The organism is Streptomyces sp. Xyl84, assembly GCF_059731885.1.
Genome location: NZ_AP029182.1, coordinates 2,195,572 through 2,221,332 on the forward strand (window position 1 = coordinate 2,195,572; position 25,761 = coordinate 2,221,332).

The window sequence follows — 25,761 nt, forward strand, 5'->3', positions numbered from 1 at the left end:
ATGATGTTGAAAGTTGAACGGAATGGGGTTACTGTCGTCCCTGTTGGTTCTAGTTGAACATTCAACGTCCTCGGCGTTCCCCCTTGACGCCGAGCGGACACCGTCCCCAAGGAGCACGCCATGGGCATCTTCGGCCGCAAGAACGACACCGAGACCACCGCCGCCGTCCCGGCCCCCGCCACGGCGCCCGAGACGGCCGCGCTGACCGGCGAGTACACGATCGACCCCGCGCACACCACGCTCGGATTCGTCGCGCGGCACGCCATGGTCACCAACGTCAAGGGCGCCTTCACGGACTTCACGGGCACCCTGCACCTGGACGGCACCGACCCGTCCAGGTCCACGGCCACGCTCGACATCACGATGGACAGCATCGACACCGGCAACGCGGACCGCGACGGGCACCTCAAGAGCGCCGACTTCTTCCGGACCGACGAGTTCCCGACGATGACCTTCCGCTCCACCGCGGCCGAGTCCCTGGGCGGCGACGACTACCGCATCACCGGCGACCTGTCCATCCTCGGCGTCACCAAGCCGATCAGCATCGACCTGGAGTTCAACGGCGCCGCCAAGGACCCCTTCGGCAACGAGCGCGTCGGCTTCGAGGGCAAGGCCGAGATCCTGCGCTCCGAGTGGGGCCTGACCTGGAACGCGGCGCTGGAGACGGGTGGCGTCCTGGTCTCCGACAAGATCAAGCTCAACTTCGACATCTCGGCCATCAAGCAGGGCTGAGCACTTCCCGGGAACCATTTCGCGGGGAACCGCGGAGGGTCCCGGGCAGGTGACGGAAACTGACGGGAACTTTCCGGCGGGGAACTGTTATTCGGTTCCCCTCCCCCGGTCTCCCAGGCATCGGACATCATCGACCGACGCCGAGGGACAGGGAATTTCTCGTATGAGCACACCGCACCCGGTGGACCCGGCCGCCCTGGTGGCCCTGGTGACCGCCGCCCGCGAGGGCGACCCGGCGGCCCAGGACACCCTGGTCGGCGCGTATCTGCCACTGGTCTACAACGTCGTGGGCCGGGCGCTGAACGGCTCCGTGGACGTCGACGACGTCGTGCAGGACACCATGCTGCGGGCCCTGGACGGGCTGGACTCACTGCGGGACCCCGCGAGCTTCCGCTCCTGGCTGGTGGCGATCGCGATGAACCGGGTCCGGGCGCACTGGCAGGACCGGCAGGCCGCCCCGCACGCCGTGGAGGACGCCAGCGAGGTCGCCGACCCGGGCGGGGACTTCGTCGACCTGACCATGGTCCGGCTGCAACTGTCCGGCCAGCGGCAGGAGACGGCGCGGGCCACCCGCTGGCTGGAGCCCGACGACCGGGCGCTGCTGTCGCTGTGGTGGCTGGAGTGCGCCGGGGAGCTGACCCGCGCGGAGGTCGCCGCGGCACTGCGGCTGTCCCCGCAGCACACGGCGGTGCGCGTCCAGCGGATGAAGGCGCAGCTGGAGGCCGCCCGGGTGGTCGTACGGGCACTCGACTCCCGGCCGCGCTGCGCGGAGCTGAACGGGGTCCTGGCGGCGGGCTGGGACGGCCGGCCGTCCGCTCTGTGGCGCAAGCGGACAGCCCGGCACGCGCGTGCGTGCGTGCACTGCGCGGGGCTGTGGAGCGGCCTGATGCCCGCCGAAGGACTGCTGGCCGGGCTGGCGCTCGTCCCGGTGCCGGTGGCGCTGCTGCCGCATCTGCGCCCCGGCTTCGACGGGACGCCGGCCGGCTCCGCGCCCGGCCCGGCAGCGGCCGCCGCTCCCGCCCGCTCCGGCGGCCGGGCCGCCGCCCGTGACGCGGCCCGCCGCCGCCGTCGCGTCCGGCGCCGCACCGCGGGCGCCGTGGTCGTGGCCGTCTGCGCGGCGGGCACGGGCCTGTGGTACTTCGGCGGCGGGCCGGGCACCGGCCCGGGTGAGGCCGAGACGGCGGCCCGGACCCCCGTCACGCCCGTCACGGACCTCGCCGCGCCCGCCACCAGCCGCGCCCCGGCCGCGTCTCCCTCGGCCACGCCGTCCGCCTCCCCCTCCGCCTCCGCCTCGCCGTCGAAGAGCCGGAGCGCGTCGACGCGCCCCCGCACGCACCGGAGCACGCCGCCCGCGGCGCCCACGCGGCAGCCCCGGCCGACGCGCACCGCCCCCGCCACCCGCCCGGCGCCGCCCGCCCCGGCGGGCACGGTGGCCCAGGTCGTCGCCCTGGTCAACAAGGAGCGCGCGAACGCGGGTTGCGGTCCCCTCACCGAGGACCCGCAGCTCGACGCCGCCGCCCAGGGCCTGTCCGACGACATGGCCGCCCGCGACTTCTTCGACCACACCGACCCCGACGGCAGGGACCCGGGCCGGCGCATCACCGCCGCGGGCTACCGCTGGTCCGCCTACGGCGAGAACATCGCCCGCGGCCAGCAGACCCCGGCGTCGGTGATGGACTCCTGGATGCACAGCCCCGGCCACCGCGCCAACATCCTCAACTGCTCCTTCAAGAACATCGGCGTCGGCGTCCACAGGGGCTCCGGCGGACCGTGGTGGACGCAGGACTTCGGCGCGAGGATGTAGGCGGTCAGGCGGGGCGCCGGTCCCCGAACTCGCACCACACGGTCTTGCCGGGCACCCGCCCCTCCACGCCCCACTTGTCGGCGAGCGCGGCCACCAGCAGCAGTCCCCTGCCGTGCTCCGACTCCGCCGACGCCTCCGGCTCCCGCACCTCACCGCCCCCGCTGTCGTGCACCTCGACCCGCGGGACGCCGCCCGCGTGCAGCGTGAGGAGCACGGCGAAACCGCGTCCCGGCGGTAGACCGTGCAGCAGCGCGTTGGTGGCAGGCCAGTTCGCTCACGCAGAGCAGTACGTCGCCGCCGCGTTCGGTCAGCGCCCGGCCGGCCGGCGCGGCGCGTACGAACTCGCGTGCGGTCCGCACCGACCTGCGGTCCTTCCGGAGGAAGGCCGCGGGCGTGGGGGGGGGTGTTGGACTTCCACGTTCACGAAGCGAGCGTCACTGTGCATCACTACAGTGGACCGACGAGTGAGGTCGTACTCCTCATGGCTACGACTCCACTCGCCAAAGCCGCCCCCGCCGGCCCCGCCCTCACCGTCTCCCCCGCAGCCTGGAGTGAGTTCCTTGACCGAGTCGCCGACTGACTGGGTTCGCCTCGCCTCCTACCCGAACCTGCCGGGGCGGCCCGGCGCGGGGCCCTTCCTGCTCGGTTGACTGCGGGAGCGCGGCATCGACTGGATGCCGTTCGAGGAGCACGAGATCAGGATCGACCTCATGTGCCGCAGGGACGAGGACGGGCACTGGCACGGCACGGTCGCGGTGAACGTGGAGGCCCGCGCCCTGCGGCGGCTCGGCCTCCATCCCGATCAGCCGTCCTCCGTGGTGGACGGACCGTCCCCGCCCCGCTGGTGGCATGCCGCCGGTGCGCGGTACGCCGCGCGGGGATCCGTACGGCGGCGTCACGACGAGCGGTGAGAGCGGTGAGAGCGGGCTCAGAACCCGCCCCCGAAGTCGCCGCCCCCTCCGCCGCCGCCTCCGCCGAAGTCCCCGCCGCCGCCGAAGCCGCCGCCGTCGCCGAAACCGCCGCCGAAGTCGCCGGGGTCGAAGTCGGCGCCCGAGACGTCGCCGCCGTCGTAGCCGCCGAAGCCGTTGTCGCCGTAGCCGCCGAAGTCGCCGTAGCCGGTGCCGTAGTCCGCGGCGTAGGCCGGGCCGGCCATCATGCTGCCCAGGAGCGTGCCGACGAGGAGGCCGGGGAGGATGCCGCCGCCGAAGTAGCCGCCGGCCCAGGGGCCGTAGGCGGGGCCCGCGTCCCAGTAGGGGCGGCGGCCCTGCGCGGTGTCGACCTCGCGGACCACCGGGTCGCGGCCGTCGGCCAGCCGGGTGGCGTCGGCGGCGCAGACCGGGACCCGGCGGGGCGCGCCGCCCGGCGGGGTCCAGTCGGCGTCGGTGACCGAGGGGCCGTGGCGGGGGTCGAAGAAGCAGGGCGGCCGGCGCTCGGGCAGCGGGCGGCCCTCGCGGCGGGCGGCGAGGAGGGCGAGGGAGAAGCGGCCGTCCTCCAGGGCCTGCGTGACCGCGCGGACGTCCTCGGGCCGCCGGGCGGCGGCCATGGACTGTTTGGCCTGTTCGTAGGCGTCCAGCGCGCGTTCGTAGTCCGCGCGCATGGCGTCGTCGGCGCCGGGTTCGGCCGGGTGGAAGTCCAGGCGGTCCAGCTCCTCGCCGAAGGCGGTGATGTCCTCGTCGACGACGACCCGCAGCTTCTCCAGCCCGGCCCGCTGCTCCGCCTCCCGGCGCCGGGAGGAGCGCCGGACCAGGGCGTACGCGCCGACGCCGGCCGCCACCAGGACGGCGGCCCCGGTGATCAGGGCGGTGCCGGACATACCGGTGGAGCGGCCCGAGGTGCCCCAGCTGGAGGGCGCCGAGCCGTGCATGTTCGCCAGGGCCCGGTCGGTGAAGTCCTTGAGCTGGGTGGCGGTGTTCTCGCCCTGGACGCTGGTGACCAGGTTCTGCACGGCGGTGCGCGGCAGCACCCGGGCGTCGGCGCGGGCGTCGAAGCGGTCGCCGAGGCGGACGGCGTAGGCGCCGGTGACGCCGGTGGCCGTGCGCAGGTCGGTGAAGAGGTTCTGGGTGGGGTAGCCGGCCGGGAGGACGGCGATGAACAGGGGTTTGTCGGCGTCCTTGATCGTGCGCGCCAGAGCGTCGGCGTCGGCGGGCGGCAGCTGGGCGGACGCGGCCGGGTCGACGTAGACGGGGCTCTTGCGCAGGGCCTGGGCGATCGTCGAGACGCCGGTCGCCGCCTCGGCGCGCGGGACGCCGGCCAGCAGGAGGGACAGGGCGGCCAGGACGGCCACGGTCAGTGCTGCCAGCAGTCTGACGGGGGCCCGGGACGGGGCGACGGCCTTCATGTCTCGAAGCTACCTGAAATGAGACAAGCGGGTGTTCCTGCCGGTGGGCGGGATGCCCTCCCGGTAGGGGCCTTCCGGTGGGGGCCTTCCGGTGGGGGTGCCCTTGTGGTCGGGGCACCCCCACCGTGCTCCCGGCCCCTACGCCGCCCGGTAGGCCGCCGTCAGCCGTTCCACCGCCGCGCCGTAGCGGCCGGTGAGCAGCAGGTGGTCGGCGTCGGCGAAGGGCTTCGCCACCGCCGCGCTCATGCCGTGCCCGGCCGCCTTCTGCTGGACGATCAGCCGCGCCCGGGTGACGAGGGCGCGGCCCGCCTGCCCGGCGTGGGCGTGTTCGGCCGCCGTCGCGGCCAGGCCGAGCGCCCGCAGGGCCGCCGTGCCGCCCGCGGGCACGGGCGTCAGCGTGGTCAGGCCCCAGCCGTAGGGGAACTGCGGGTCGTAGGAGGCGTCACCGACGTTGATCGGCACCTGTCCCTCCGTCTTCGGCCAGGTCACCGGGAGCTGCCCGGTGAAGGCACGCCTGCCGTAGAGCACGTCCGCGACGCCGTCGCCCTCGGTGCCGGGCAGCCAGGAGGCGACGAGCGCGTCGATCGCGCCGAGCCGGTCACCGATCAGCTCGGGCCGGCCCGAGACGATCAGCACCGCGCACCTCATCGCGGCGCACACCTTGTCCACCGCCGCCTTGTCGGCGGCCGAGAGCTGGAGGTCGTGGCCGTTGCCGACGTCCCCGACGCCCTCGGCGTACGGGGTCTCGCCGACGACGACCACACCCACGTCGTAGCCGCTCGTCGGGGCGGAGGCGTCCTTGGAGTAGGTGACGTCCCCGCCGGCGTTGCGCATGCCCTGGAGGATGGTCGTGCCCTGGGTGTGGGTGCCGGAGGCGCCCTGCCAGGTGATGGTCCAGCCGCCGGTCTGGTTGCCGAGGTCGTCGGCGTCGGACCCGGCGACGTAGACCTTCTGGTCCTTCCTGAGCGGGAGGACGCCGCCGCTGTTCTTCAGCAGGACCTGGGACTCGGCCGCCGCCTGCCGGGCCACCGCCCGGTGCGCCGCGGAGCCGATCCGGGCGGCGCCCGAGGTGTCGGCGTAGGGGTGCTCGAACAGGCCCAGCCGGAACTTCTGCGTGAGGATGCGGGAGACCGCGTCGTCGACGCGCCGCTCGCTGATCCGGCCCGCCCTCACCTCGTCGGCCAGGGTGGTGCTGAACTCCTTGTAGGTGTAGGGGACCATCATCATGTCGAGGCCCGCGTCGACCGAGGCCCGCACGTGGGAGGCGTAGTCGCCGGGGAGCTGGTCGATGGCGTTCCAGTCGCTGATGACGAAGCCGTCGAAGCCCATCCGGCCCTTGAGCACGCCGTTGATCATGTCGGCGCGGGCGTGCATCTTCACCGGGCCCTGTCCGTCGCCGATGATGTCGAGCGAGGAGTAGGAGGGCATGACGGTGCCGATGCCCCGGTCCACGGCCCTCGCGTAGGGCGCGAGGTGGACGGCCTCCAGCTCCTGGCGGGTGACCTTGGTGACGCCCTGGTCGACGGTGTACGTCCCGGTGGTCGAGGAGCCGTACTCGGTGCCGCCGTCGCCGAGGAAGTGCTTGGCGGTGGCCAGCACCTTGTCGGCGCGGTCCAGGTCGCGGCCGTCGGCCCGGCCCTGGAGGCCCTGGACGACCGTCTCCATGGACTCCACCAGGGCCGGGTCCTCGCCGAAGGACTCGTAGGAGCGGCCCCAGCGCTCGTCGCGCGTGACGCACACGCAGGGCGCGAAGTCCCACTGCACGCCGGTGGCGCGCACCTCGGCCGCCGTGACCGCGCCGGTCTTCTCGGCGAGCGCCGGATCGCGGGTGGCGCCGATGCCGATGTTGTGCGGCATGATCGTGGCCCCGGCCAGGTTGTTGTGGCCGTGCACCGCGTCCACGCCGTAGACCAGCGGGATCTGGAAGCGGGTGGCCTGCGCGCGCAGTTGGAAGCCGTCGATCATCTTCGCCCAGGCCTCGGGCGTGTTGGGTTCGGGGACCGAGCCGCCGCCGGAGAGCAGCGAGCCGAGGGCGTAGGAGGCGACGTCGCCGGGCGCGGACATCGCGCCGCGCTCGGCCTGGGTCATCTGTCCGGCCTTCTCGGCCAGGGACATCCTGGAGACCAGGTCGGCGACCCGCTTCTTCACCGGCAGGCGGCTGTCCAGGTAGGGCAGTCCGTGGGCGTCCACGACGACCTGCGGGGTCTCGGCGGGGGCCTTGGCACCGGTGACGGTGAGCTTCAGCGGGATCGTCTCGGCCGGTTCGGCCGACCGGTCCTTCAGGGTGGGGACGCGGACCGTGCGGGAGGTGCCGGAGGCGGTGCCCGCGGGGAAGGTGAGGGTGCCGGAGACGGGGGTGTAGTCCTCACCCGGCCCGGCGGTGCCGCCCGCGGTCGTGTAGGCGACGGTGACCGGTTCGTCGAGGGGGGCGGAGCCGGTGGTGGCGACGGTGACGCGGACGGCCGCGGCGGCGCCCTCCGTCACCGGGTACACGGCCGCGTCCGTGGTGACGGAGGCGCGCAGGGACTGGTCCGCCCGGCCGTACAGCTCCACGCCGTCCAGGGCGAAGCTGCCCTTGACGCCGGTGGGCAGTGTCAGGGCGTAACCCCACATCCGGGTGAGGCCCAGGACGTGGTCGATACCGCCGACGGGCTGGTAGTCCGTACGGTAGGTGAAGTCGGTGAAGGGCAGTTCGATCTGTTTCCAGCCGGTGAAGTCGTCGGTGAAGGACGTCGTCCACAGCTCGGACGCCTCGCCGTCGGCGCCGCCGTCCTTGATCTCGAAGGGGATCTTCCTGCCGGTGGCGCGGCCTTCCCACCACAGGCGGATGCCCCGGTGGGCGGACCAGTCGTGAGCGGGCCGCCCGGCGTCGAAGTCGTGGGTGAAGCCGCCGTAGCCGCTGATGTCGTAGGTGCCGGCCAGGACCTTGGCGCCCTCGGGGGCGTCGGGGCGCTCCTCCAGCCGGAGCGCGGGCGCGTCGTCGCTGTCACCGCCCCAGGTGAAGATGCCCTCGGCGGGCTGGGTGGCGAAGGGCACCTCGCCCTCGAAGCGGTCGACGGGCACGGGGGCGGGGTCGTCCGCACCGGCGGCGGCACCGGCCGCGCCGAGCGGCAGCAGTGCGGTGAGCAGGGCGGCGGAGGCGAGCAGGGCGGTTCTTCGCATGGACCTTCCCTCGGTATCCGGACTGTTCCGACACGTCACTGAACGCTCAACTCAGGGCTTAGATCACAGCGTGAGTCAAAGGGGGTCACCTCACCACGTCAAGGCTTCACGCCACAACCGGTACACAGGCAACGCCCTTACGGGGAACGACGGTTGTCCCTTCGGGTTCTGAACGCGCAACCCCTTGACGCGGGCCGCGCGCCGTCATTTACTCACCGCTCGCACGGCCCGATCCCCCACTCACGCCCCCACCCCCACCTGACGAAGGGCGGCGCACCATGGGACGACTCGCGCGCACGACCCGGCTGCTGCTGGCCGGACTGCTCACCACCGCCGGGCTGACCGCCGGCCTGACCACGCTGGGCGCCCCGCCGGCCCGGGCCGCCGGCGAACAGGTCTCCGTGTGGCTGACCACCACCGACGACTCCGGCGGCCGGCACGTGGTGCGCGGTCTGGAGCCGCAGGCCCCGTTCGCCTTCCAGTCCGGCACCGGTGGCGGCGGCGAGCACATCACCGTCGACGAGAACACCCGCTACCAGACCTTCACCGGCGCCGGAGCCTCCTTCACGGACACCGCGGCCTGGCTGATGAACAGCAGCGGGACCCTGTCCCAGGCCACTCGGGACGCCGTCCTGCGCAAGCTCTTCTCCCCCACGGACGGCATCGGGCTGTCCTTCCTGCGCAACCCGATGGGCGCCTCGGACCTGGCCCGCTTCGGATACACCTACGACGACGTCCCGGCCGGGCAGAGCGATCCGTCGCTGGCCGGGTTCTCGCTGGCGCACGACCTGGCGGACGTGGTGCCGCTGACCCGGCAGGCGCTCGGGCTCAACCCGTCGCTGACGGTGATGGCCTCGCCGTGGACCGCGCCCGCCTGGATGAAGGACAGCGGGCAGCTCAACGGCGGCTGGCTGAAGGCCGAGGACTACGGGGCGTACGCCGCGTACTTCGTGAAGTACCTCCAGGGCTACCGCGACCAGGGGGTCCCCGTCTCCTACGTGACCGCGCAGAACGAACCGACCTGCTGCGCGGGCTATCCGTCGATGAGCTGGAACGCCTCCGGGCTCGCCTACTTCACCAAGAACGAGCTGCTGCCCAGGCTCCAGGCGGCCGGGCTGTCCACCAAGGTCCTGGCGCACGACTGGAACTGGGACAGCTACGACGCCTACGCCGCGCAGACGGTGGACGACGCGGCGATCCGCTCGCACCCGAACTTCGGCGGCATCGCCTGGCACGGCTACGGCGGCGACGTCACCGAGCAGACCGCCGTGCACGACCGGTACCCGCAGCTCGACGCCTTCGCCACCGAGCACTCGGGCGGCACCTGGATCGCCGACCAGCAGCACGAGGACATGCTGAACATCGTGGACTACACCCGCAACTGGGCGAAGTCGGTGACCAAGTGGTCCCTCGCCGTGGACCAGAACGGCGGCCCGCACAACGGCGGGTGCGGCACGTGCACCGGGCTGATCACCGTGCACCGTGGGGACGCGCGGTCCGGGCAGGTCGACTACACCGTCGAGTACTACGACATGGGGCACCTGACGAAGTTCGTGCGGCCCGGCGCGCGGCGCATCGCCTCCACCGCGTCCTCGTCCGTGCCCAACGTGGCCTGGCGCAACCCGGACGGCGGCAAGACGCTGATCGCCTACAACGGCTCCACGAGCGCGCGGACGGTGACCCTCGACTGGGGCGGGCAGCACGCCACCTACACCCTGCCGGGCCGGACCTCGGCGACCTTCACCTGGTCCGGGACGCAGGCGGGCGGCGGCGACCGGACCGGAGCGTTCACCGGACTCGCGGGCAAGTGCCTGGACGTGGCGGGCGGTTCGGCGGCCGACGGGACGGCCGTGCAGCTCTACTCCTGCAACGGCTCGGCCGCCCAGCAGTGGACGGTGGGGGCGGACGGCTCGGTCCGGGCGCTCGGCAAGTGCCTGGACGTGACCTCCGGTTCGACGGCGAACGGCGCGAAGGTCCAGCTCTACACCTGCAACGGCACCGGCGCGCAGCAGTGGTCCTACGACGCCTCGGCCGGTGACGTGGTGAACACCGCCGCCGGCAAGTGCCTGGACGTCACCGACAACTCCGCCGCCGACGGCGCCCGCGCACAGATCTGGTCGTGCACGGGGGCGGCGAACCAGAAGTGGCACCTGGGGTGACGTATCGTCGGGCCACCGTCGTGTCCGACCTGTCACCGGGAGCCCGGCATGAGCACAGCCCGCGATCTGCTCTTCGTCACCCTGGACGTGCCCGGTGACCATCCGGTCGAACAGGGGGACCTCTCGCTCGCCCTGGCCGGCGCCGAGCTCGTCGACCTGCTGGCGAGCGGGGCGGTCCTGCTGGTCGAGGACCGGCTGCGGCCGGGCCCGCGCACCCTGGCGGGCGACCCGCTCCTGGACGAGGCGGCGGCCGCTGTGGCGGGCCAGGAGCCGTACGAGAGCGTGGAGGACTGGCTGTGGCGGCGCGGGCGCGGGCTGGCCGCGCACTACACCGCCGCACTGGAGGCGGAGGGGCAGCTCGGCACCGTCCGGCGCCACCGCTGGCTGCCCAGCCGCCCGGTGGACCGGGTGGTGCCGGCCACCGGGGCACCGGACCGGCGGTCCTCCGCCGACCGCTGGGCCGCCCGCGAACCGGTCCTCGCCGCCCTGGCCGCCGCGCTGGGCGTGGCCCCGGACCCGGCCGACGCCGAGCGGGCCGCCGAGCCCGGGGACGAGAGCGCGGTGACCGTGCTGGCCGCCGTCGGCGACGCCGTCACCGAACTGGAGGGCGTACGCCAGCGGCGGCGCGTGGAGAACGCCGCCTTCGACAACATCTGGCGGGGGCCCTGACCGGCCGGGGCGGGGCTTTCGCGCCCCGCCCCGGTCCGCACGGGCGGCCCTACTCCGCCGGGTCCACCCCGGCGCGCAGCAGGCCGTAGGTGTAGGCGTCCTCCAGGGCCTGCCAGGAGGCGGCGATGACGTTGTCGGCGACGCCGACCGTGGCCCACTCGCCCTTGCCGTCCGAGGTGGAGATGAGGACCCGGGTGGTGGAGGAGGTGCCGTGCCTGCCCTCCAGGATGCGGACCTTGTAGTCGACCAGCTCCAGGGAGCCCAGCTGAGGGTAGATCTTCTCCAGGGCGACGCGCAGGGCGCGGTCGAGGGCGTTGACCGGTCCGTTGCCCTCGGCGGTGGCGACGATGCGCTCCTTCTTGGCCCACAGCTTGACGGTGGCCTCGTTGGCGTGGGTGCCGTCGGGGCGGTCCTCGACGATGGCGCGCCAGGACTCCACGTCGAAGTACTTCAGCGGCCGGCCCTCGGCCTCCGCGCGGAGCAGGAGTTCGAAGCTGGCGTCGGCGGCCTCGTAGGTGTAGCCCTTGAGTTCGCGCTCCTTGACGCGCTCGACGACCCGGCCGACCAGCTCGCGGTCGCCGCCGAGGTCGATGCCGAGTTCCCTGCCCTTCAGCTCGATGGAGGCGCGGCCGGCCATGTCGGAGACCAGCATCCGCATGGTGTTGCCGACCTGCTCGGGGTCGATGTGCTGGTACAGGTCGGGGTCGACCTTGATGGCGGAGGCGTGCAGGCCCGCCTTGTGGGCGAAGGCGGAAAGGCCGACGTAGGGCTGGTGGGTGGAGGGCGTGAGGTTGACGACCTCGGCGATGGCGTGCGAGATCCGGGTCATCTCGCGCAGCCGGCCCTCGGGGAGCACCTGCTTGCCGTACTTGAGTTCCAGCGCGGCGACGACCGGGAAGAGGTTGGCGTTGCCGACGCGTTCGCCGTACCCGTTGGCCGTGCACTGCACGTGGGTGGCGCCGGCGTCGACGGCGGCCAGGGTGTTGGCGACCGCGCAGCCGGTGTCGTCCTGGGCGTGGATGCCGAGCCGGGCGCCGGTGTCGGCCAGCACGGTGGCGACGACCGCGTGGACCTGGGCGGGGAGCATGCCGCCGTTGGTGTCGCAGAGGATGACGACGTCGGCGCCGGCCTCGGAGGCGGCCCGGACGACGGACTTGGCGTACTCGGGATCGGCGCGGTAGCCGTCGAAGAAGTGCTCGCAGTCGACGAAGACGCGGCGGCCCTGCGAGCGCAGGTGGGAGACGGTGTCGCGGACCATCTCCAGGTTCTCCTCCAGGGTGGTGCGCAGCGCCAGCTCCACGTGCCGGTCGTGGGACTTGGCGACCAGCGTGATCACCTCGGCGCCGGAGTCCAGGAGTGCCTTGACCTGGGGGTCGTCCGCGGCCTTGGCGCCGGCCCGGCGGGTGGCGCCGAAGGCGACCAGCTGGGCGTGACGGAAGGCGATCTCGTCCTTGGCGCGGGCGAAGAACTCGGTGTCCCGCGGGTTGGCGCCGGGCCAGCCGCCCTCGATGAACCCCACGCCGAAGTCGTCCAGGTGGCGGGCGATGGCCAGCTTGTCGGCGACGGTGAGGTTGATGCCCTCCCGCTGGGCGCCGTCGCGCAGGGTGGTGTCGAAGACGTGGAACGAATCGTCCAGCCGGCTGGTTTCGGACATGTCTCAAGGCTCCTGATGTGGGATCTCGGTCGTACCGGAATAACCGGCTCCACCGTCCCCCCAATCCTCCCGCGCGCCCCGTCCCCGGCTGAAGGTGGGCCGGGAAAACGAAAGACCCCTCGCGGGTGCGAGAGGTCTGCGCGCGGGTCGAGGACGACGGTGGCCGCCCGTACCTGGTCGTACGTGACGGTCACTGCGGACCGGCGCGCCTGCTGCCAATAATCATGGCGAACGAGAGCACGGGAGCAGTCTGGCACAGTCCTGCCCCCGTCCTCACCGATGTCTCAGGATGCGGGCGTCAGCGTGGACGCCCCGGCGTTCTTCACCCGGGTCAGGTCCAGGTCGCGGGTCTCGCGCATGGTGAGGTACACCACCAGGGACACGGCCGCGCACGCCGCCACGTACCAGAAGAACCCGGACTCGGCCCCGGCCTTCTTGAACCACAGGGCGACGTACTCGGCGGTGCCCCCGAACAGCGCGTTGGCCAGGGCGTACGGCAGGGCCACGCCGAGCGCGCGCACGCCGGTGGGGAACAGCTCGGCCTTCACGCAGGCGTTGATCGAGGTGTAGCCGGTGACCACGACCAGCGCGAGCAGGGACAGCCCGAGCGCCGGCCAGAAGCTGCCCGCGTGCCGCAGCAGCGTCATGATCGGCACGGTCAGGAAGGTCGAGCCGACCGCGAAGGTGATCAGCAGCGGGCGGCGGCCGATCCGGTCGGACAGGCGTCCGGCGAGCGGCTGGAGGCAGGCGAAGACGATCAGCGCGGTGAAGGAGACCAGGGTCGCGGTCCGCTTGGGCAGGCCCGCGGAGTTGGACAGGTACTTGGTGAGGTAGGTGGTGTACGTGTAGTACGCCACCGTGCCGCCCATGGTCAGCGCCATCACCAGCAGCGCCTCCCGCTTGTGCGCCCACAGCGCGCGCAGCGTGCCGCGCTCCTCGCCGCTGTCGTCGGCCTCGTACACCTCGGTCTCCAGCATGCTGCGCCGCAGGTAGAAGATGACGGCGGCGCCGAGCGCGCCCACCACGAACGGGATGCGCCAGCCGTAGCTGTGCAGCGCGTCGTCGGACATGGTCCGCTGGAGCAGGATCTGCAGGCCGAGGCCCACGATCTGGCCCGCGGTCATCGACACGTACTGGAAGCTGGAGGCGAAGCCGCGCCGGCGCGGGTCCGAGGCCTCGGTGAGGTAGGTGGCGCTCGCCGCGTACTCGCCGCCGACCGACAGCCCCTGGAGCAGCCGGGCCAGGAGCAGCACCAGCGCGCCCCCGTACCCGGCGACCCCGTAGGTCGGTGCGACGGCGATGAGGACGGCGGAGGCGGACATCAGGGTGACGGTGAGGGTCAGCGCCGCCTTGCGGCCCCGGCGGTCGCCGACCCGGCCGAGCAGCCAGCCGCCCACCGGCCGCATGAAGAACCCGACCGCGAAGATGCCCGCGGTGTTCATCATCTGGGCGGTCGGGTTCCCGTGCGGGAAGAACGCCCCCGCGAAGTAGGTGGCGAAACTGGCGTAGACGAACCAGTCGTACCACTCCACCATGTTGCCGGCCGAACCGACCCAGATCTTCTTCCACTGCTCTCGTCCCATGAGCCCTCATTGCCCCGCCGGGACACGGCCGACGCATCGGGCGGAGGCGACCGGCGCACGGGGACGGCGAGCGGCAGGGGCAGCGGCGGGAGCCGCAGGGGGTGGTGGTGCAAGCGCGCCCAGCGGCTCGGCGACGCGGTGCGAACGGGCCTGGGCCCTGTCGTCGAATTCCCGCCTGCCTCGCGACGCCATGCACGCACTCTCGCCGCACCGGGCCCAGACCCGAGTACGTCCAGTACGACGGTCAGGGCCCGGCACGCCAAGAGCACGCACCTGACGCCGCGAGGCCCGCCCTCCGGGCGGACGACGGGAATGTGACGACAGGACCTAGCGGTTCAGCGACGCGTCCAGGAATTCGCGCACGTGGCCGAGCACCCGTTCCCGGTCGGTGCCGCGCAGGCCGATCGCCACGTGGATGGCGAAGCCGTCGAGGAGGGCGCGCAGCCGGGTGGCGAAGCGGTCGGCGTCGACGGGGCGGAACTCGCCGCGCGAGACGCCCTCGGCCACGAGCGCGGCCAGGTCGCGGTGCCAGGCGCCCTCGATGGCGGCCTGCCGGTCGCGGGCGTCGTCGCCGGCGGTCAGCGAGCGGTTCCAGACCTCCAGCCACAGCGTCCAGTGCGGGTCGCGGTGGCCGTCGGGGACGTACAGGGCGACATAGGCGTCCAGGCGTTCGCGGGCGGGGGCGGCACGGGCCAGCAGGCGCCCGCGTTCGGCGCCGAGCCGGCTCTCGCTCCACTCCAGGGTGCGCAGCAGCAGCTCGTCCTTGGAGCCGAAGTAGTAGAGCAGATGGCCGCTGCTCATGCCGACCTCGCGGCCGAGCGCCGCCATGGTGAGTTTCTCCAGACCGCGCTCGGCGATCATCTCCATGGCGGCGGCGAGGACCTCCTCGCGGGGCGGCGCGTTCCTGCGGGCCCGTGCCGCACCGGCCATCTGCTGCTCCTGTACCTGTCAGACCTTCGGCTGCTGCTGGGTGATGCAGTGGATACCGCCGCCACCGGAGAAGATCGTACGGGCGTCGACGAGGGTCACCGTCCGCTCGGGGAAGAGGCGGCGGAAGATGTCGGCGGCCGTCTCGTCGCGCGGGTCGCCGAAGCCGCACAGCACGACACCGTCGTTGCAGAGGTAGTGGTTGATGTAGGAGTAGTCGGCCCAGCGGCCGTCGGCCTCCAGGACGGTGGGCGCGGGCACCTCGACGACCTCCAGGGGACGGCCGTGCGCGTCGGTGGCCGACCGGAGAAGGCCGATGACCTCCTGGGTGACCTCGTGGTCGGGGTGGGCCGGGTCGGGCTGGTGGTGGGCGACGACGACGCCCGGGCGGGCGAAGGCGGCGACGATGTCGACGTGGCCGAGGGTGCCGTAGCCGTGCGGAGGGTAGTCGCCGGTGAGGCCGCGCGGCAGCCAGATCGCCTTGCGGGTGCCGAGGTGGGCGTGGATCTCCGCCTCGGCCTGCTCCTTCGTCCAGTGCGGGTTGCGCTCCGGGCCGAGCTGGACGGTCTCGGTCAGCAGGACGGTGCCCTCGCCGTCCACGTGGATCGCACCGCCCTCGTTCACCAGCTTCGAGGCGTACGTCTTCGCGCCCGCCAGTTCCGAGACGTACGCGCCGATCTTCGCGTCGTGCTCCCAGCGGGCCCAGTCCTGGGCGCCCCAGCCGTTGAACGTCCAGTCCACGGCGGCGAGTGCGCCCTTGCCGTCGGTGAGGAAGGTGGGGCCGATGTCGCGCATCCAGGCGTCGTCGAGGTCACGCTCGACGGTGTCGATCCCGTCGCCGAGCAGGGTGCGGGCGTCGGCGGACTGGCCGGGGCCGCACACCACGGTGACCGGTTCGAAGCGGCGGACCGCCCGGGCGACCGACGCCCAGGCGGCGCGGGAGGCGGCCAGCTCCTCGGGGGTGTCGAAGGTCGGGTTGGCGCCCGGCCAGGCCATCCAGGTGCGCTCGTGCGGCGCCCACTCGGCGGGCATGCGGAAGCCGTCGGCGGCGGGGGTGGTCATCTCGCGGATCCTTAGAGGAAGTACAGGCGGTTGAGGGAGACGGAGTCGGCGGGCTCGGAGCGCAGCGGGTCGCCGTCGAGGGTGACCAGGCCGGTGCGCTGGTCTACGTCGACCGCTCCGGTGCGGGAGTTGAGCCGCAGGTCGGCGGGGCCGATGCCGCGGGTGCCGCGGACGGCGACCCGGCGCCTGCGGGTGGGCATCGTGTCGTCGCCCCGGTCGAGCGCGGCCTGCGCGACGAACGCCACCGAGATGTCGGCCGGGGTGGCGCCGTGCGCGCCGAACTGCGGCCCCAGGACGAGGGGTTCGCAGGTGTCGGTGGCGGCGTTGGGGTCGCCGGTCACGCCGTACGCCGGGAAGCCGGACTTGAGCACGAGCTGCGGTTTGGCGCCGAAGTACTCCGGGCGCCACAGCACGATGTCGGCCAGCTTGCCCTCCTCGATCGAGCCGACCTCGTGCGAAAGGCCGTGCGCGATGGCGGGGTTGACGGTCAGCTTGGCGATGTAGCGCAGCACGCGGGCGTTGTCGTCGCCGGGGCCGTCCCCCTCGGCCGGGCCCAGCTCGGCCTTCATCTTCCCGGCCATCGCGAACGTGCGGCGTACGGTCTCGCCCGCGCGGCCCATGCCCTGCGCGTCGGAGGAGGTGATGCCGATCGCGCCCAGATCGTGCAGCACGTCCTCGGCGCCCATGGTGCCGGCGCGGATGCGGTCGCGGGCCATGGCGGCGTCGCCGGGCAGGTCGGTCTTCAGGTCGTGGACGGAGACGATCATGCCGTAGTGCTCGGCGACCGCGTCCCGGCCGAAGGGCAGGGTGGGGTTGGTGGAGGAGCCGATGACGTTGGGGACGCCGGCCATCTTCAGCACGTTGGGGACGTGTCCGCCGCCGCAGCCCTCGATGTGGAAGGCGTGGATGGTGCGGCCCTCCAGGACGCGGAGGGTGTCCTCCACCGACAGGCACTCGTTGAGGCCGTCGCTGTGCAGGGCGACCTGGACGTCGTGCTCCTCGGCGACGCGCAGCGCGGTGTCCAGGGCGCGGGTGTGGGCGCCCATGTCCTCGTGCACCTTGAACCCGCAGGCGCCGCCCTCGGCCAGCGCCTCGACCAGCGGCGCCTGGTGGGAGGACGAACCCCGGCCCAGGAAGCCGATGTTGACCGGCCAGGCGTCGAAGGCGTTGAAGGCGCGCCTGAGCGCCCACGGCGAGTTGACGCCGACGCCCCACACCGGCCCGAACTCCTGGCCGATGATCGTGGTCACGCCGGAGGCGAGCGAGGCCTCCATGATGCGCGGCGACAGCAGGTGGACATGGGTGTCGACGGCTCCGGCGGTGGCGATCAGGCCCTCGCCGGACACGATGGTGGTCCCGGTGCCGACGACGACGTCGACGCCGTCGAGGGTGTCGGGGTTCCCGGCCCGCCCGACCGCGCTGATGCGGCCCTCGCGGATGCCGATGGACACCTTGCGGATGCCCTGCACCGCGTCGATCACGACGACGTTGCTGATCACGACGTCGCAGGTCTCGCGGACGGCGGCGGCCTTGAGGTGCAGGCCGTCGCGGGCGGTCTTGCCGAATCCGGCGAGGAACTCGTCGCCGTACTTCTGCGCGTCGGACTCCACGCGGACGACGAGACCGGAGTCGCCGAGGCGGATGCGGTCGCCGGCGCGCGGGCCGTGGGTGGCGGCGTAGGCGTGCGGGTCGACGTGGATCGCCCGGCTCACCTCGCGTCCCTTCGAGCGGCTCATCGGACGTCTCCTTCCGGTGTGTCCACGGCGGTGACCCCGAGGTAGCCGCAGGCGGCGGCCCTGCGCAGCGCCTCCTCCTTCGCGCCCGGCGCGTCCAGCGGCCCGTCGACGAGCCCGGCGAAGCCGATCGCGATCCGTTCGCCGCCGATCGGCACGAGACCGACCTCGGCGCTCTCCCCCGGTCCGAACCGCACCGACGAGCCGGCGGGCACCGCCAGGTGCGTGCCGTAGGCGGCGGCCCGGTCGAAGTCGAGACGCGGGTTGGCCTCGAAGAAGTGGAAGTGGGAGGTGACGGAGACGGGGACGGCCGCCGTGTTGGTGACCGTGAGCCGCAGGGCGGGCTCGGGGTCGGCGTGCCGCGGTCCGGGCAGCAGCGCGCCCGGGCCCCCCTCGCCCAGGGAGCCGCCGGCGAGGGGGTCGGTGACGATCGCGAGCCGTGACCCGTCGTCGAAGACGGCCTCCACGTGGACCTCGGTGACCACGTCGGCGACGCCCGGCAGGACGTCGTCCGGGCCGAGCACCGTGCGGGCGCGCTCGATCGCCTCGGCGAGCCGGGCCCCGTCCCGGGCGGCCTCGCACACCGTGTCGGCGATCAGCGCGGTGGCCTCCGGCACGTTGAGCCGCAGGCCGCGGGCCCTGCGGGCGCGGGCCAGCTCGGCGGCGCTGAAGAGCAGCAGCCGGTCACGCTCGGTGGGGGTCAGTCTCACGCGGCGGCACCTCCTTGGCTTCCAGAGTTTAGAACGACACTCTAAATAGCAAGGGCAAGGGAGCGGAAGGCATGTGAGGTGCGCGACCGCGTCACATTTGGAGCAACGCTCAAACCGCGGCGCGAGAACGCGCGAGGAGCACAGCAGGAACGCGGGAGGAACGCGGGAGGGGCCCGTCGGGAACGCACAAAGGCCGCCGCGGACGCGGTGTCCGCGGCGGCCTTCGGTGGGCGCGGGTGCGACGGGGCCCGTCCGGCGACGGATCATGCCCGGGCGCGGGGCCGGTCGGGCGCCGTGAGTTCCCTGCGCCCCGACCGGCCGGGCAAGTCCTGGGGCGTGTTTCGAAAGCGGCGCTGTCCGCCCGAAGGGCGGGCCCCGCGGCGTCCGGTGCGTGTGATCGCAAGGCGGAGGGCCGTCCTCGTACCGGGCGTACGTGGACGATCCCGGCAACGCGGCGAGCGCGCGTGCCGGGCGTCGCGGGGCGGGCGGGACTTTCGAAGCACGCCCTAGCCGAGCCGGTGCATCCAGCCGTGCTTGTCCTCGGTGACGCCCCGCTGGATGTCGAGCAGGGCCTGGCGCAGCCGCATGGTGACCTCGCCGGGCTCGCCGCCCGACTGCTGCCACTGGGCGTTCGCGCGCTTGACCGTGCCCACGGGGGTGATCACGGCGGCCGTGCCGCAGGCGAAGACCTCGGTCAGCGTGCCGTTCTCGGAGTCGCGCTGCCACTGGTCGACGGAGACCCGGGCCTCCTCGGCCTGGTAGCCGAGGTCACGGGCGACGGTGAGGAGCGAGTCGCGGGTGACGCCCTCCAGGATCGAGCCGCTGAGGGTGGGCGTGACGATCTTGTCGCCGTACACGAAGTACAGGTTCATGCCGCCCAGTTCCTCGACCCACTTGTGCTCGACGGCGTCGAGGTAGCAGACCTGGTCGCAGCCCTCGGCGGCGGCCTCGGCCTGGGCGAGCAGGGAGGCCGCGTAGTTGCCGCCGGTCTTGGCGTCGCCCATGCCGCCGGGGACGGCACGGACGCGGTCCTCGGAGGCCCAGATGGAGACGGGCTTGACCCCGCCGGGGAAGTACGCCCCCGCCGGGGAGGCGATCACGAGGAACAGGTACTCGTTGGCCGGCTTGACGCCGAGACCGACCTCGGTGGCGATCATGAACGGGCGCAGGTACAGGGACTCCTCGCCGCCGTGCGCCGGCACCCAGTCCTTGTCCTGCCGGACCAGGACGTCGCAGGCCTCGATGAAGGTCTCGACGGGCAGCTCGGGCATGGCGAGCCGGCGCGCGGAGGCCTGGAAGCGCCGGGCGTTCTTCTCCGGGCGGAAGGTGGCGACCGAGCCGTCGGGCTGGCGGTAGGCCTTCAGGCCCTCGAAGATCTCCTGGGCGTAGTGCAGGACGGTCGTGGCCGGGTCCATGGGGATCGGCGCGTACGGAACGAGCTGGCCGTCGTGCCAGCCCCGGCCCTCGGTCCACCTGATCGTCACCATGTGGTCGGTGAAGTGGCGGCCGAACCCCGGGTTGGCCAGGAGCGCGTCGCGCTCGGCGGCGGAGAGCGGGTTGGCCGAGGGCTTGAGCTCGATCGTGGGCGTCGTCATGAGTGAGTGTCCTTCACCGGGTTGTCGTGACGGGCCGCGCTCACGCCCGCACGGCCCGTGGCCGGTGCTAGGACGTCCGAGCATTCCCTCATGTCGCGGCTCCGCGTTCGATTATCGCGCGGGGTCCGCGGCAGGAGGAAACGGGGTGAATGCGGCCCGGGTCCTTCTGGTGGCGCTCCTTCTCCCGCGGAGATCCACCGGAAGGGCCCCAGGGTTCGATGGTGGCACCCGGCGGCGGACAGGGGGAAGCCGCCGGGCGCGGTGTGCGACCCGACGGCTTCGAAGAGATCCGAGTGGCCTGGGGGTCAGCCGGCTACTCGTACGGCGAGCGCGTCGCCGATCTCGGCGGTGGTGCGCTCGGGCAGCGCGCCGCGCTCCGCGAGGTCGGCGGAGACGGCGTCCTCGATCCGGGTCGCCTCGGCGTCGTGGCCGAGGTGGCGCAGGAGCAGGGCGACGGAGAGCACCGTGGCGGTGGGGTCGGCCTTGCCCTGGCCCGCGATGTCCGGGGCCGAGCCGTGCACCGGCTCGAACATGGACGGGAACTCGCGGCTCGGGTTGATGTTGCCCGAGGCCGCGACGCCGATGCCGCCGGAGACGGCCGCGGCGAGGTCGGTGATGATGTCGCCGAAGAGGTTGTCGGTGACGATGACGTCGAACCGCTCGGGCTGGGTGACCAGGTAGATGGTCGCCGCGTCGACGTGGATGTACTCGGTGGTGACCTCGGGGTACTCCTCGGCCACCTGGTTGAAGACGTTCGTCCACAGGTGACCGGCGAAGGTCAGCACGTTGTTCTTGTGGACGAGCGTGAGCTTCTTGCGGGGGCGGGCCTGGGCGCGGGCGAAGGCGTCACGGACGACGCGCTCGACACCGTAGGCCGTGTTGACGGAGACCTCGGTGGCGACCTCGTGCGCGGTGCCCTTGCGGATCGTGCCGCCGTTGCCGGTGTACGGGCCTTCGGTGCCCTCGCGGACGACGACGAAGTCGATCCGCGGCTCGCCCGCGAGCGGGGTGGAGACACCCGGGAGCAGCTTGCTCGGGCGCAGGTTGACGTGGTGGTCGAAGGCGAAGCGGAGCTTGAGCAGGAAGCCGCGCTCCAGGACACCGGAGGGCACCGACGGGTCACCGATCGCGCCCAGCAGGATCGCGTCGTGGCCCTTGAGGGCGTCGAGGTCGGCGTCGGTGAGGGTCTCACCGGTGGCGTGGTAGCGCCGGGCGCCGAAGTCGTACTCCTTGGTCTCCAGCTTCACATCCTGCGGGAGGGCGGCGGCCAGGACCTTCAGCCCCTCGGCCACCACTTCCTGGCCGATGCCGTCACCGGGGATCACTGCGAGATCGATGCTGCGAGACATGTCGGCACCCTACCCCTCGTCCCGAGAGATGACATGGAGTGTCCGGTATCTGGACACGGGTGGGTGGCTCAGTGGCCGGTCTCGCCACCGTTGTCCCGGCGGTCCAGAGCGCGCTGGAGGGCCGCGGCGGCGTTCTTGCGGTCGGACTCGGTCGCACGGGAGGCGTGGCGGACCCGGCGGCGGACGGTCGTCTCGGCCATGATGATCGACTCCTTCGTGACACACGGCGGCGGCGCACGGAAGCGGCGCACCGGCAGAGGGATACGAGAGGCCGGAGTGGGCGGGGAGCGGTGCCGCAGGGGTGTCCTGCCAGGGGCCCGGCTCACGGCCGCCATTCGCTGGATCAGCGAGACGTTCGGCTCCTACAAAACTAGGCCAGGACCGCGCCGCTGTCTGCACAATTACTCGGACTTCCTACTATCTGAGACGGCGGCCTCGGCCGTACGGCTGACGCGGGCCTGCCGTACGCCCGTGACCTGCGGAAATCCCCGCCGGGTCGGGTACGGCGCCGTCAGGTGACGTCGCCGTCCCGCCAGTCGAAGACCAGTTCGGTGCCGGGGTCGGCCGCGGCGGCGCGGGGCCACACGTAGGTGGACCCCTCCTCCCCGGGCAGCCGGACCACGCCGTCCGGTCCCAGCGCGCACACGGGTCCGGGCCAGGCCCGCCAGCCCCGGGCCGCGTAGAGCCGGGCGCCGGCCTCGCTCGCCGAGAGGGCGCCGAAGTCGTAGGCGCGGGCGAGGACCTGCTCCAGGGCGTCCATCACGAGCGTCCCGAGGCCGGTGCGCCGGACGTCCCCGCGGACGGCGACGGCCTCCACGTACCCGGTGCGCAGCCAGCGTCCGCGCAGCCGGACCCGCCGCATGACGACCGAGCCGTGCGCGGCGAGGCCGTGCTCGTCGTGCACCAGGGCGTGCAGGCCGCCCAGGGAGTGGTCCCAGTCGTGGTCGCTGAAGTCGCCGTCGAAGGCGTCGTCCAGGAGGGTGCGGACGGCGCGGAGTTCGGCCGGGGTGAGCCCGGCGGTGTGGACGGTGCGGATCGCGGCTGCCATCGGGCCAGTATCCCGGGCCCCGACGGGCGGCGAGCCGGCATTCCGTTCCCCGGCGGGAGGCGACCGGGGCCCGGATCGCCCACACGGCTGATCGTCCGCCCGGCAGGCGGCATCGGGGCGCGGCGGGGGAACGGTGAGGTCATGAACGACACGGCCAAGGCACTGCTGGAGGGCGGCCCGCAGGACCTGCCCGAGAGGATCGTCCCGATCGCCGCACCCGGGGAGGACGTGAAGATCGAGCTGCGCAACGGCTACGAGCACTTCCGGCCGACCTCGCGCCACGCGGACACGCCGGAGGGCAGGCTCCCGGTGTACGAGTGGTGGGAGCGGACGGAGCTGCCCGGCTAACTAATGCGGTGACCGTAAAGGTTCACCGGCTCGCGACGCCCGGCACAGCACCAGCGGGAGACGCCCGGCCGGCGGACCGGGCCGTCCGGCGCGGCGGCGGGCATGCGAACGGGCCGGGTCCTCGGCGGACCCGGCCCGTTGCGCGCGGGCGTCAGCCCATGTGCGGGTAGGTGTAGTCGGTCGGCGCCACCAGGGCCTCCTTGATGGCGCGGGTCAGCGTCCAGCGCATCAGGTTCTGCGGGGCGCCGGCCTTGTCGTTGGTGCCGGAGGCACGGCCGCCGCCGAAGGGCTGCTGGCCGACCACGGCGCCGGTCGACTTGTCGTTGATGTAGAAGTTGCCGGCCGCGTAGCGGAGCTTCTCCATGGTGTACGCCGCCGCCGCGCGGTCGCCCGCGATGACCGAGCCGGTGAGCGCGTAGTCGGAGACCGACTCCATCTGGGTCAGCATCTCGTCGTACTTGTCGTCCTCGTAGACGTGCACGGCGAGGATCGGGCCGAAGTACTCGGTGGTGAACACCTCGTTCTCCGGGTCGGTGCACTCGATGACGGTCGGACGCACGAAGTAGCCGACCGAGTCGTCGTAGGAGCCGCCCGCCACGATCGTGCAGCTCGGGTCCGCCTCGGCCCGGTCGATGGCGGCCTTGTTCTTGGCGAAGGACCGCTCGTCGATGACCGCGCCGATGAAGTTCGACAGGTCGGTGACGTCACCCATGGTGATGCCGTCGACCTCCGCCGCGAACTCCTCCTTGAAGCCGTCGTTCCAGATCGACGCCGGGATGTACGCGCGGGAGGTGGCCGAGCACTTCTGGCCCTGGTACTCGAAGGCACCGCGGGTCAGGGCGGTCTTCAGCACCGCGCGGTCGGCGCTCGGGTGGGCGACGACGAAGTCCTTGCCGCCGGTCTCGCCGACCAGGCGCGGGTAGGAGCGGTACTTCTCGATGTTGTTGCCGACCGTCTTCCACAGGTGCTGGAAGGTCTTGGTCGAGCCGGTGAAGTGGATGCCGGCCAGGTCGCGGTGGTTCAGGGCCACCTCGGAGACCTCCAGGCCGTCACCGGTGAGGAGGTTGATGACGCCCTTGGGCAGGCCCGCCTCCTCCAGCAGCTTCATGAGCAGGACGGCGGCGTGCGTCTGGGTCGGGGACGGCTTCCAGATCACCACGTTGCCCATGAGGGCCGGCGCGGTGGGCAGGTTGGCCGCGATCGCCGAGAAGTTGAACGGCGTGATCGCGTAGACGAAGCCCTCCAGCGGGCGGTGGTCCAGGCGGTTCCACACGCCCGGCGCGTTGGCCGGGGGCTGCTCGGCCAGGATCTGGCGGGCGTAGTGGACGTTGAAGCGCCAGAAGTCGACCAGCTCGCAGGGGCTGTCGATCTCGGCCTGCTGCGCGGTCTTGGACTGACCGAGCATGGTGGAGGCGGCGATGGTCTCGCGCCAGGGGCCGGCCAGCAGCTCGGCGGCGCGCAGGATGATCGCCGCGCGGTCGTCGAAGGACATCGCGCGCCAGGCGGGGGCGGCGGCCAGGGCCGCGTCGATCGCGTCCTGGGCGTCCTGCCGGGTGGCGTTGCGGTACGTGCCGAGGACGGCCTTGTGGTTGTGCGGCTGCACGACCTCGAAGGCGTCGCCGCCGCCCATCCGCTTCTCGCCGCCGATGGTGCACGGCAGGTCGACCGGGTTCTCGGCCAGCTCCTTGAGCCTGGCCTCCAGACGGGCCCGCTCGGGCGAACCGGGGGCGTAGCCGTGCACCGGCTCGTTGACGGGGGTGGGGACCTGGGTCACAGCGTCCATGGGTTCCGTAACTCCTTGACTTGAGCGGTGTTTCGAGCTGTGGAGCGGGCTCGCTCAGCCCTTGCTGACCATCGAGCGGACGAAGAAGCGCAGGTTGGCCGGCTTCTCGGCGAGACGGCGCATGAAGTAGCCGTACCAGTCGGTGCCGTAGGCGGTGTAGACGCGCATGCGGTGGCCCTCGGCGGCCAGCCGCAGGTGCTCGTCGCTGCGGATGCCGTACAGCATCTGGAACTCGTACTCGTCGAGCTTGCGGCCGGCCGTGCGGGCCAGCTCCTGCGCGATGGAGATGAGGCGCGGGTCGTGGGACCCGATCATCGGGTAGCCCTCGCCCTCCATCAGGGTGCGCAGGATCCGCACGTACGCCTTGTCGATCTCGTGCTTGTCCTGGTAGGCGACTTCGGCGGGCTCCTTGTAGGCGCCCTTCACCAACCGTACGCGAGAGCCGCTCGCGGCGAGGCGGCGCGCGTCGGCCTCGGTGCGGAAGAGGTACGCCTGGATGACGCAGCCGGTCTGCGGGAAGTCCTTCCGCAGCTCCTCGTGGATGGCGAACATCGAGTCGAGGGTGGTGTGGTCCTCGGCGTCCAGGGTGACCGTGGTGCCGATGGCGGCGGCGGCCTCGACGACCGGGCGGACGTTGGCGAGGGCCAGCTCGTGGCCACGGGGCAGCGCCTGGCCGAACATCGAGAGCTTGACGGACATCTCGACCCGCGGGCCGAGGTCCAGGTCCTTGATGTGGTCGATCAGCGCCAGGTAGGCGTCGCGGGCCGCGGTGGCCTGCTCGGGGGTGGTGATGTCCTCGCCGACCACGTCCATGGTCAGCTCCAGGCCCTTGCCGGTCAGGTCCGCGATGATGGGGACGATGTCGTCCACGGTCTCGCCCGGGATGAAGCGGTCCACGACCTGCTTGGTCACCGGGGCCGCCGAGATCAGGCGTCGCATCCGGTCGCTGCGCGACGCGGCAAGAATCACGGGACCCAGCACGGGGCACCTCCACAACAGTGAGCACAAGGCCGCCACCCGACCGATCGGGAACGGCACGGAGAACCACCGTGAAAATTAGGGATCCGTGCGATCGTCTGCCATCGACAGCTGTCACGCATCCGTG

At 72.6% G+C, this 25,761-nt stretch carries 20 protein-coding genes and 1 pseudogene; 6 read left to right on the forward strand and 15 right to left on the reverse strand.

Translation table 11 applies throughout. From position 1 onward, the window contains the following. The first annotated feature begins 120 nt into the window (after window positions 1-120). Both AC6I72_RS09315 and AC6I72_RS09320 read left to right on the forward strand, forming a co-directional pair. A complete protein-coding gene (locus AC6I72_RS09315; RefSeq protein WP_498000365.1) occupies window positions 121-732 on the forward strand; it encodes a YceI family protein in 612 nt (203 codons plus the stop codon). 163 nt (window positions 733-895) lie between these two features. Beyond that, window positions 896-2,536, forward strand: coding sequence for a sigma-70 family RNA polymerase sigma factor (locus tag AC6I72_RS09320; RefSeq protein ID WP_498000366.1), 1,641 nt, complete (start codon window positions 896-898; stop codon window positions 2,534-2,536). A gap of 4 nt (window positions 2,537-2,540) precedes the next feature. Here the strand turns inward: AC6I72_RS09320 and AC6I72_RS09325 are convergent. Further along, window positions 2,541-2,895: pseudogene (locus AC6I72_RS09325) on the reverse strand (ATP-binding protein). Window positions 2,896-3,210: 315 nt separating this feature from the next. Between AC6I72_RS09325 and AC6I72_RS09330 the strand changes: the two are divergent. Then, complete coding sequence (locus AC6I72_RS09330) at window positions 3,211-3,447, forward strand: hypothetical protein (RefSeq protein WP_366725617.1); 237 nt, start codon at window positions 3,211-3,213, stop codon at window positions 3,445-3,447. Between the two features lie 17 nt (window positions 3,448-3,464). Here AC6I72_RS09330 and AC6I72_RS09335 read toward each other — a convergent pair whose 3' ends face one another. Both AC6I72_RS09335 and AC6I72_RS09340 read right to left on the reverse strand, forming a co-directional pair. After that, a complete protein-coding gene (locus AC6I72_RS09335) occupies window positions 3,465-4,874 on the reverse strand; it encodes a hypothetical protein (RefSeq protein WP_498000367.1) in 1,410 nt (469 codons plus the stop codon). Window positions 4,875-5,012: 138 nt separating this feature from the next. After that, complete coding sequence (locus AC6I72_RS09340) at window positions 5,013-8,036, reverse strand: glycoside hydrolase family 3 protein (RefSeq protein ID WP_498000368.1); 3,024 nt, start codon at window positions 8,034-8,036, stop codon at window positions 5,013-5,015. Between the two features lie 278 nt (window positions 8,037-8,314). Here AC6I72_RS09340 and AC6I72_RS09345 point away from each other — a divergent pair, with 278 nt between their 5' ends. Continuing rightward, window positions 8,315-10,195 (forward strand): lectin, encoded by a 1,881-nt coding sequence (locus AC6I72_RS09345; protein ID WP_498000369.1) that lies wholly within the window; start codon window positions 8,315-8,317, stop codon window positions 10,193-10,195. A 48-nt stretch (window positions 10,196-10,243) separates the two neighbouring features. Further along, the gene (locus AC6I72_RS09350) at window positions 10,244-10,864 is read left to right on the forward strand and encodes a GOLPH3/VPS74 family protein (RefSeq protein ID WP_498000370.1); all 621 of its coding nucleotides are present in this window, start codon (window positions 10,244-10,246) and stop codon (window positions 10,862-10,864) included. A gap of 49 nt (window positions 10,865-10,913) precedes the next feature. On the opposite strand, the gene cimA is transcribed toward AC6I72_RS09350, so the two are convergent. From cimA to AC6I72_RS09400, 10 genes are all read right to left on the reverse strand, one after another. Continuing rightward, window positions 10,914-12,518: a citramalate synthase gene (gene cimA, locus AC6I72_RS09355; RefSeq protein WP_498000371.1), complete on the reverse strand. Its 1,605-nt coding sequence runs from the start codon at window positions 12,516-12,518 to the stop codon at window positions 10,914-10,916. A gap of 284 nt (window positions 12,519-12,802) precedes the next feature. Continuing rightward, the gene (locus AC6I72_RS09360; RefSeq protein WP_498000372.1) at window positions 12,803-14,101 is read right to left on the reverse strand and encodes an MFS transporter; all 1,299 of its coding nucleotides are present in this window, start codon (window positions 14,099-14,101) and stop codon (window positions 12,803-12,805) included. A gap of 327 nt (window positions 14,102-14,428) precedes the next feature. Beyond that, window positions 14,429-15,031, reverse strand: a complete 603-nt coding sequence (locus AC6I72_RS09365) for a TetR/AcrR family transcriptional regulator (RefSeq protein ID WP_037858044.1) — start codon at window positions 15,029-15,031, stop codon at window positions 14,429-14,431. An 18-nt stretch (window positions 15,032-15,049) separates the two neighbouring features. Beyond that, window positions 15,050-16,090, reverse strand: coding sequence for an agmatine deiminase family protein (locus tag AC6I72_RS09370; protein ID WP_498000373.1), 1,041 nt, complete (start codon window positions 16,088-16,090; stop codon window positions 15,050-15,052). An 11-nt stretch (window positions 16,091-16,101) separates the two neighbouring features. Continuing rightward, on the reverse strand, window positions 16,102-17,826 hold the full coding sequence (locus AC6I72_RS09375; protein ID WP_498000374.1) for an urease subunit alpha: 1,725 nt from the start codon (window positions 17,824-17,826) through the stop codon (window positions 16,102-16,104). Next, window positions 17,823-18,533: an urease subunit gamma gene (ureA, locus tag AC6I72_RS09380; protein ID WP_498000375.1), complete on the reverse strand. Its 711-nt coding sequence runs from the start codon at window positions 18,531-18,533 to the stop codon at window positions 17,823-17,825. The genes AC6I72_RS09375 and ureA overlap by 4 nt, the downstream gene beginning before the upstream one ends. A gap of 506 nt (window positions 18,534-19,039) precedes the next feature. Further along, complete coding sequence (locus tag AC6I72_RS09385; protein WP_037858051.1) at window positions 19,040-20,128, reverse strand: branched-chain amino acid aminotransferase; 1,089 nt, start codon at window positions 20,126-20,128, stop codon at window positions 19,040-19,042. A 305-nt stretch (window positions 20,129-20,433) separates the two neighbouring features. Further along, window positions 20,434-21,477 (reverse strand): 3-isopropylmalate dehydrogenase, encoded by a 1,044-nt coding sequence (locus AC6I72_RS09390; protein ID WP_498000376.1) that lies wholly within the window; start codon window positions 21,475-21,477, stop codon window positions 20,434-20,436. A 68-nt stretch (window positions 21,478-21,545) separates the two neighbouring features. Further along, the gene (locus AC6I72_RS09395; protein WP_498000377.1) at window positions 21,546-21,677 is read right to left on the reverse strand and encodes a hypothetical protein; all 132 of its coding nucleotides are present in this window, start codon (window positions 21,675-21,677) and stop codon (window positions 21,546-21,548) included. 311 nt (window positions 21,678-21,988) lie between these two features. Continuing rightward, window positions 21,989-22,525: a GNAT family N-acetyltransferase gene (locus AC6I72_RS09400; protein ID WP_498000378.1), complete on the reverse strand. Its 537-nt coding sequence runs from the start codon at window positions 22,523-22,525 to the stop codon at window positions 21,989-21,991. A 141-nt stretch (window positions 22,526-22,666) separates the two neighbouring features. Here AC6I72_RS09400 and AC6I72_RS09405 point away from each other — a divergent pair, with 141 nt between their 5' ends. Next, window positions 22,667-22,873, forward strand: a complete 207-nt coding sequence (locus AC6I72_RS09405) for a DUF5988 family protein (protein ID WP_498000379.1) — start codon at window positions 22,667-22,669, stop codon at window positions 22,871-22,873. Between the two features lie 151 nt (window positions 22,874-23,024). Here AC6I72_RS09405 and pruA read toward each other — a convergent pair whose 3' ends face one another. Next, the gene (gene pruA / locus AC6I72_RS09410) at window positions 23,025-24,656 is read right to left on the reverse strand and encodes an L-glutamate gamma-semialdehyde dehydrogenase (RefSeq protein ID WP_366725597.1); all 1,632 of its coding nucleotides are present in this window, start codon (window positions 24,654-24,656) and stop codon (window positions 23,025-23,027) included. A 54-nt stretch (window positions 24,657-24,710) separates the two neighbouring features. Next, the gene (locus AC6I72_RS09415; protein ID WP_498000380.1) at window positions 24,711-25,637 is read right to left on the reverse strand and encodes a proline dehydrogenase family protein; all 927 of its coding nucleotides are present in this window, start codon (window positions 25,635-25,637) and stop codon (window positions 24,711-24,713) included. Window positions 25,638-25,761: the final 124 nt, after the last annotated feature.

Coding starts and splice junctions, on each gene's coding strand:
- AC6I72_RS09315 (WP_498000365.1), top strand. CDS start 121: ATGGGCATCTTCGGCCGCAAGAACGACACCGAGACCACCGCCGCCGTC.
- AC6I72_RS09320 (WP_498000366.1), top strand. CDS start 896: ATGAGCACACCGCACCCGGTGGACCCGGCCGCCCTGGTGGCCCTGGTG.
- AC6I72_RS09330 (WP_366725617.1), top strand. CDS start 3,211: ATGCCGTTCGAGGAGCACGAGATCAGGATCGACCTCATGTGCCGCAGG.
- AC6I72_RS09335 (WP_498000367.1), bottom strand. CDS start 4,874: ATGAAGGCCGTCGCCCCGTCCCGGGCCCCCGTCAGACTGCTGGCAGCA.
- AC6I72_RS09340 (WP_498000368.1), bottom strand. CDS start 8,036: ATGCGAAGAACCGCCCTGCTCGCCTCCGCCGCCCTGCTCACCGCACTG.
- AC6I72_RS09345 (WP_498000369.1), top strand. CDS start 8,315: ATGGGACGACTCGCGCGCACGACCCGGCTGCTGCTGGCCGGACTGCTC.
- AC6I72_RS09350 (WP_498000370.1), top strand. CDS start 10,244: ATGAGCACAGCCCGCGATCTGCTCTTCGTCACCCTGGACGTGCCCGGT.
- cimA (WP_498000371.1), bottom strand. CDS start 12,518: ATGTCCGAAACCAGCCGGCTGGACGATTCGTTCCACGTCTTCGACACC.
- AC6I72_RS09360 (WP_498000372.1), bottom strand. CDS start 14,101: ATGGGACGAGAGCAGTGGAAGAAGATCTGGGTCGGTTCGGCCGGCAAC.
- AC6I72_RS09365 (WP_037858044.1), bottom strand. CDS start 15,031: ATGGCCGGTGCGGCACGGGCCCGCAGGAACGCGCCGCCCCGCGAGGAG.
- AC6I72_RS09370 (WP_498000373.1), bottom strand. CDS start 16,090: ATGACCACCCCCGCCGCCGACGGCTTCCGCATGCCCGCCGAGTGGGCG.
- AC6I72_RS09375 (WP_498000374.1), bottom strand. CDS start 17,826: ATGAGCCGCTCGAAGGGACGCGAGGTGAGCCGGGCGATCCACGTCGAC.
- AC6I72_RS09385 (WP_037858051.1), bottom strand. CDS start 20,128: ATGACGACGCCCACGATCGAGCTCAAGCCCTCGGCCAACCCGCTCTCC.
- AC6I72_RS09390 (WP_498000376.1), bottom strand. CDS start 21,477: ATGTCTCGCAGCATCGATCTCGCAGTGATCCCCGGTGACGGCATCGGC.
- AC6I72_RS09395 (WP_498000377.1), bottom strand. CDS start 21,677: ATGGCCGAGACGACCGTCCGCCGCCGGGTCCGCCACGCCTCCCGTGCG.
- AC6I72_RS09400 (WP_498000378.1), bottom strand. CDS start 22,525: ATGGCAGCCGCGATCCGCACCGTCCACACCGCCGGGCTCACCCCGGCC.
- AC6I72_RS09405 (WP_498000379.1), top strand. CDS start 22,667: ATGAACGACACGGCCAAGGCACTGCTGGAGGGCGGCCCGCAGGACCTG.
- pruA (WP_366725597.1), bottom strand. CDS start 24,656: ATGGACGCTGTGACCCAGGTCCCCACCCCCGTCAACGAGCCGGTGCAC.